This window comes from Geobacillus sp. WSUCF1, from assembly GCF_000422025.1.
Lineage (GTDB): Bacteria > Bacillota > Bacilli > Bacillales > Anoxybacillaceae > Geobacillus > Geobacillus zalihae.
Genome location: NZ_ATCO01000031.1, coordinates 1 through 6,303, shown reverse-complemented (window position 1 = coordinate 6,303; position 6,303 = coordinate 1). Strand labels below are relative to the sequence as shown.

Annotated in this window: 8 protein-coding genes and 1 pseudogene; 1 reads left to right on the top strand and 8 read right to left on the bottom strand. The window is 37.7% G+C overall.

Going from position 1 to position 6,303, the window contains the following annotated elements:
• Positions 1-40: 40 nt before the first annotated feature.
• The gene (locus I656_RS0114895) at positions 41-715 is read left to right on the top strand and encodes an IS630 family transposase (RefSeq protein WP_369770201.1); all 675 of its coding nucleotides are present in this window, start codon (positions 41-43) and stop codon (positions 713-715) included.
• Positions 716-818: 103 nt separating this feature from the next.
• Here I656_RS0114895 and I656_RS11945 read toward each other — a convergent pair whose 3' ends face one another.
• The 8 genes and pseudogenes from I656_RS11945 to I656_RS11970 form a co-directional block, all read right to left on the bottom strand.
• A complete protein-coding gene (locus I656_RS11945) occupies positions 819-1,280 on the bottom strand; it encodes a VanZ family protein (RefSeq protein WP_020754180.1) in 462 nt (153 codons plus the stop codon).
• The gene (locus I656_RS11950) at positions 1,255-1,425 is read right to left on the bottom strand and encodes a hypothetical protein (protein ID WP_020754179.1); all 171 of its coding nucleotides are present in this window, start codon (positions 1,423-1,425) and stop codon (positions 1,255-1,257) included. The genes I656_RS11945 and I656_RS11950 overlap by 26 nt, the downstream gene beginning before the upstream one ends.
• A gap of 173 nt (positions 1,426-1,598) precedes the next feature.
• Positions 1,599-1,775, bottom strand: a complete 177-nt coding sequence (locus I656_RS18575; protein ID WP_164832300.1) for a hypothetical protein — start codon at positions 1,773-1,775, stop codon at positions 1,599-1,601.
• A gap of 79 nt (positions 1,776-1,854) precedes the next feature.
• Positions 1,855-2,272 (bottom strand): annotated as a pseudogene (locus tag I656_RS0114890) (DegT/DnrJ/EryC1/StrS family aminotransferase); the annotation flags it as partial.
• Between the two features lie 67 nt (positions 2,273-2,339).
• Complete coding sequence (locus tag I656_RS11955) at positions 2,340-3,011, bottom strand: sugar transferase (RefSeq protein ID WP_020754175.1); 672 nt, start codon at positions 3,009-3,011, stop codon at positions 2,340-2,342.
• Positions 2,926-3,696, bottom strand: a complete 771-nt coding sequence (locus I656_RS11960; RefSeq protein WP_020754174.1) for an NAD(P)-dependent oxidoreductase — start codon at positions 3,694-3,696, stop codon at positions 2,926-2,928. The genes I656_RS11955 and I656_RS11960 overlap by 86 nt, the downstream gene beginning before the upstream one ends.
• Before the next feature lie 376 nt (positions 3,697-4,072).
• Complete coding sequence (locus I656_RS11965) at positions 4,073-5,401, bottom strand: UDP-glucose/GDP-mannose dehydrogenase family protein (RefSeq protein ID WP_033004917.1); 1,329 nt, start codon at positions 5,399-5,401, stop codon at positions 4,073-4,075.
• Positions 5,402-5,490: 89 nt separating this feature from the next.
• Positions 5,491-6,267: a glycosyltransferase family 2 protein gene (locus tag I656_RS11970; protein ID WP_020754172.1), complete on the bottom strand. Its 777-nt coding sequence runs from the start codon at positions 6,265-6,267 to the stop codon at positions 5,491-5,493.
• Positions 6,268-6,303 lie beyond the last annotated feature (36 nt).

The following is a 6,303-nucleotide window of genomic DNA, read 5'->3' as shown; positions in this document are numbered from 1 at the left end:
AGGGTGCGAAATGTGAGTCGCAAAGCAATTCGGTGTTTCCATTTCCCGCGAAGCGCTGCGAAAACTCCTGCACCGCAAAGGGCTGTCGTGGACACGACCGACGTACACACTGGCGAAAGGAAATCCGGATGAGCAAAAGCAATTTGAAAAACAAATGGATCTGATAAAAAAAAACTTGATCACCAAGGAGACAGAAGATGCTGTTCTTCTGTACATCGATGAAACCCATATCCGCTCTTACCATGTCTTGCGGTCCACATGGTCGGAAGTCGGCCGCCAAAAACAAGTGCCGACGTTCGGCCATCATGCCCACGTATCGCTGTTTGGCGCGGTCAACATCCACGATGGCGAAACGGTGCTTCATCAAACGACCGCTGCCAATGCCGCGACGTTTTTGGATTTCTTGAGAATGCTCAAAGAGCGCTATCCGGACCGTCTCATGGTCTTGGTGTTGGATAACGCCCGCATTCACCATGCCAAAATGGTCAAGGAGTTTTTGCGGGAAGAAGGGCAGTGTTTTCACTTTCTTTACCTTCCTCCCTATTCGCCACAGCTGAACCCGATTGAACGCTTATGGAAATGGCTGAAAGATACGGTGATTGCCAATGTATTTCACAAGGATCGCAACGATATCATTCAAGCCATTACTCGGTTTGTCCACTACATCCACGAACGTCCGGAGGAAGTGCTGCAGCGCTTAGGGTGTGCAGGATGACTGAGAAGTTAACTCTTCATGTTGCATGTATATAGAAGAGAAAGCAGAGGATTTTTATAACCATGATGCAAAACATACAGCGGATTCGTGATCTTTATCACACCTAAGAACATGTCCCTCGTAAATAAATCTGCACAACAAATAACGCAATCCCCGCCCCACACGCGTCAATAACCACATCCGACAAAAGCGCCGTCCGTCCTAGCTGAAACGACTGGTGCCATTCATCCAAAGCCGCACAAACAACAGTAAACACCCACGCGCTAACCATCGCAAACCGCCGCGGATAGAATGCTCTCCATACAAGAACCGCAAGCAGACCAAATACTGAAAGATGCGTCAATTTACGTACGATGTAATTCCATGACCAAAACCCATCATTGATATGATCGACATGCCCTAATTGCAGCTTTTGTACGATTTCACTAATCCAACTTGCCGTATTCGTACCAGTAAACATGGAAGATTCCGTAAAATAATAAATCATCCCACACCATGTGAAGACAAGAATCCAAGGAATAATCTTATTTTTCATTTCATCACCTAATCTGTTTAAACGAATCATTCTTTTTTAATTCCTTCTTTCGTTTTTGAATATAATAGTGAATCGTTTTTTCTATCCGCTCCAATTTCTCCAACGACTGAACATCTTGCAAAATGTAGCGGATCGTCTTTTTCATGGACTTTGGCAGCTGTTGAAAGGATAACATACATACCTCCCGATACTACTTATTTATTATCCCCTGAATCCGTGATAAAGACGCGTTCAAACTGCCAAGAAAACTTGATCAATCAACAAATATTGCACTCGGGGTTCTTCACCTGATAGGTGAACATTCGGAATGGAGTTGATACTTTGGCATGATTGGGTTTTCCAACATTTTTAATACACTTCTGTCACGGATTCGGGATCCCTTTTAAAAACTTGTTTTAACTGATGAGCTAGCTCCTGAACCATATCTTTTGCGGTGATATTGTCGGACAATTCCCCGCGTTGATACGCTTTGATCAATATATGTTTGAAACGCTCGGTTTCTGGTTGCAGCGGCCTTTTCTCCATGCAAAAGTCACCCCCAAATAGGAAAAATAAATGCAGCCTCCCGCTGAACGACTTCAACAGGAGGCTTGCAAACGGTTATTTATCGCTTTAACGCTTTGATAAAGACGCCAATGACCCGATTTTGTTCCTCAACGGTCATACTAGAACCAGACGGCAAACAAATGCCATTGGCAAACAATTCATCCGAAACGCTCCAACCTTCTTGATGCGGGTAATACGTTACCCCGTCAAACACAGGCTGCAAATGAAGCGGCTTCCATACAGGATGCGCTTCAATATTTTCCTCCGCAAGCGCGTTGATAATATCCAATTGGCGTCACACCAAGCGCTTTTTGATCAATCGTCAACGTCGTCAGCCAGCGATTGGACATCGTACCTTCCAATTCGGACATAAAGTGAACGCCTTCGATATCCCCTAACGCCTGCACGTAGCGGTCAAAAATCGCTCGTCTTGCTTTCACCCGCTCGTCCAACACTTCCAACTGCGCCTGACCGATCTAGAGATGATATTAATATGAGATAGTGATAATGTTGGGTGGGTTACGAGCCTAGATAAAAGGGTTTTTATATAGCCCCTTTACCAAAAAGTGTCTGTACAATCGTTTTAAAAAAGATTTTCATATCTAATACAAAGCCTTGGTTCGCTACATAATATAAGTCATATTTAATTTTCTCGCCATGAGGAATTTCACTTCTCCCGTTCACTTGGGCCCAACCAGTAATGCCCGGCTTAACTAATAACCTTTGCTTTTGATATTCATTGTAACAATCTGTAATCTCGGTAATTTCCGGTCTCGGTCCGATAATGCTCATTTCCCCTTTTAACACATTAATAAACTGAGGTAATTCATCTAGGCTATACTTCCGAATAAAACGTCCTATTTTCGTTACATTCGGATTAAATTCTTGTGTACTTTTAAAAATAAAATCATCCGGCACACCGTTTTTCCAATCATATACTTTTTTCCGATTAGATCCATCATTTGTCACTTTCATGGATCGAAATTTATAAATGTAAAACGTACTCCCATTTAACCCTGTTCTTTTTTGTTTAAAAAATACCGGAAATCCGTCATCCAAAATGATTAATAGTGAAATAATCAAAAAGATGGGAGATAACAAAATGAGTGCAACCAAACTAAAAACAATGTCAAAGATTCTTTTTGTTACTTTGTAAAATATACTCCCGGATGGTACTAATCTTTCTTCGTTCTTCATCTGTAAGTTCACACTCATGTTTGACACCTCCCAATCCGTTAGCTACTCCTATCACTTGAGTAGGATGCTTTATCTGATCCACAATCACATCACCATGTTTACCAAGTATACCGCCCGCCACACATCGAATTTGTTCAATCTCTCGAGTTCCAAAAACATTGTCGAAAAAGCGGAAAGTCTCTAAGTTTAGACTCATTAACGCATAATGAAAAGCAATTCTCGTATCTAGCCTAATGAATGAAATTCCACTATTAAGCGCTACTTCTATAAAGTCTTTTGAAAAATTATTAATGCCACCGTCTATTACTGTCCCATCTTTCTTTAGATAGTTGAAAAAATCAGCACCAATAACATTTTCTGCGGATAAAAATGAAATCATCAAATCGAAATCGTTTTCATCCTCATGAAAAAGCTTTATTTTTGTGTCATTATACTTTGGAAGAATATAATTTAAGGCATCCACAATCGTTGAAGCTTTCTCCTGATTCCTAGCCCATACAAACACTTCTGCTTGTCTTTCCGCTAACCGCAATGCCATTTTGGAAGACAAATTGCCTGAACCGAATATTAAAACTTTCTTCTCTTGAATATCTTCTTCAAATAAATGTCTCACCAATAAATCACAAGACTCTACCGTTACATCGTTAGGTTTGAAAGGAATCACTTGTGATTTCGATATATTCTTTTTAGCAATTGAGAACAAGTTAAAGTTTTGTTTGTTTTCAGTATCTACTAATATATATTTTGCTTTTCCGTCTATATATTTACATACATTTTCGCATATAACTTCATTACCTATAAAAAAACCAACTGATTTATAATTCAGGGCTTTTCTTCTAGGCAGAATAAAAAAAATTTTTTCTCTTTTTAGAAGTATTGTTTAAAAATATAATCGATTTCTCTGGGGTTTCTAAGGAATCTATTTCTTTATCTATCTGAGCATATAAGCTTTCTATCTTCATCACTACTCCTTAACTCAATTTTTTGTTCTATCGGTTGAGAAAATTTTTAAATTACATGGTATTGGTTAAACTTTTTAGTAAGTTCATTAACACGATACATATATGAAGTAAAAGTGATTAGATACTTACTACATTTCTTAAAATACTTTCTCTTCCAATAGAATGATATTCGATATTATACTTTGCCACTTCTTCTAAAGAGTAGCAATTACGCCCATCAAATACAACCGGAGTTTTCATACATCTAACAAATGTATCTAACGACAAGTTCTTAATTTCATCCCATTCTGTAATAATCATTGCAATGTCAGCATCGTGAAGTGCCTCTTCTATAGAATTAGCATACATAATTTCATCACCAATAACACGCTTTGCATTTTCTATCGCGATTGGGTCATAAGCAACAACAAAAGCACCGTCTTTTACAAGTTCCTTAGCAATAACAATCGAAGCAGCTTCACGCATATCATCTGTATTCGGTTTAAAAGCCAAACCAAGCAAAGCCACTTTTTTCTCTTGCAAACTACCAAAGCGGTTACGTGCTTTTTCTACTAGTTTTACTTGTTGTTTATTATTCACATTAATTACAGATTCTAATAAATCAAACTTATGGTCAACATTTCCAGCAATTTGCACTAATGCTTTTGTATCTTTTGGAAAACATGAACCTCCATAGCCAATACCTGCTCGTAAAAATTGTGGCCCGATTCGTGTATCCAACCCCATTCCATACGCAACATCCTCAACATTGGCACCAACTTTTTCACAAATATTTGCAATCTCATTAATAAAACTGATTTTTGTTGCTAAAAAGGCATTCGATGCATATTTAATCATCTCAGCACTATGGATATCCGTTTTAAAAATCGGAATGCCAAATGGCTTATTCACTTCTTCAATAATCGACGCAGCTCGCTCGTTATCAGCTCCAATCACAATCCGGTCACCGTGGAATGTATCGTAAATCGCCGAGCCTTCCCGTAAAAACTCTGGATTGGATACAACATCAAAATGAATGTCTTTCTTTAGATGACTCTTTATCCAATTTCTTACTTTGTAGTTTGTTCCAACAGGCACAGTACTTTTTGTAACGACAACGACTCCATCTCTTTCGATATTTTCAGCAATATCTTTTGCTGCTTGTTCAACAAATCGTAAATCTGCAGAACCATCTTCTTTTTGTGGTGTACCTACCGCAATATAGATTACTTCCGCATCTTTAAATGCTTCTTTGTGACTTGTTGTAAAATGCAACCTACCATTTTCAATATTTTTCTTCATTAATTCATCTAAACCAGGCTCGTAAATCGGTGAAATTCCCTTTTTCATTTTCTCCACTTTTTGTTCATCTATATCGACACAAGTTACGTCATGACCAATATCGGAAAGACAAACACCAGTAACTAAACCGACATATCCTGTTCCTACTACTGCTATATTTTTCATGCCATCTTTTCCTTTCATAAAATAGACAATTAGATTTTATTAATTCTCGACCGACCAACAGCGATAATTAATCATCATTAATTATTTTTTCAAATGTTTTTTTTCAAGGCATTCCATGCGTAATTAATAAAGCACCATGATGCATAAAAAATATTAAGTTTTTCAAAATCCCTATACATCCTCCAAGTTTGTCTTGCCATTTTAAACTTGTTACTAGAAATAGATCCACTTACTTTTCTATATTTAGCAAGAGGCTCTTGAATGCCATAGGCTTTATAACCTTTTCTTAATATTGAAAGCCACGTAGCTGTATCTTGTCTCGTTCTCATATTGGGCATCTGTACTAGGCCCAGCTTATTTACGTCTAACATAACTGTTAAACACCCAATGATGGTATTTTTCAATAAACCTTTATAATCAATTTCTTTAGGCACTTGAATAATTTTGTCTGTTTCCGTACCATCCTCATTAATAATCCGATAACTTGTAAAAGAAAAAGCTATATCCTTCTCCTGCATAAAAGCTACTTGTTTTTCTAATTTGTCTGGATACCATAAATCATCGCTGTCAAGAAATGCTATATATTTTCCTTTTGCATTTTGGATGGCTGTATTTCTTGCTACCGCTGCACCACTATTTTTTGATAATTGTATTAGTCTAATCCTTTTATCTTTTTCAGCCGCACGTTTAATAATTTCTACTGTATTATCTTTAGAACAGTCATCTACTATAATCATTTCCCAATTGTAATATTTCTGGTTCTTAACAGATTCTATAGTTTGTCCAATATACGTTTCTGCATTATACGTAGGTGTTATAACTGAAACTAGAGGTATTTCTTTGTCCTTATTCATTGTATCACCCATTTACAAGAACCTTTAAAACCCGAGTTCGACAGTTTT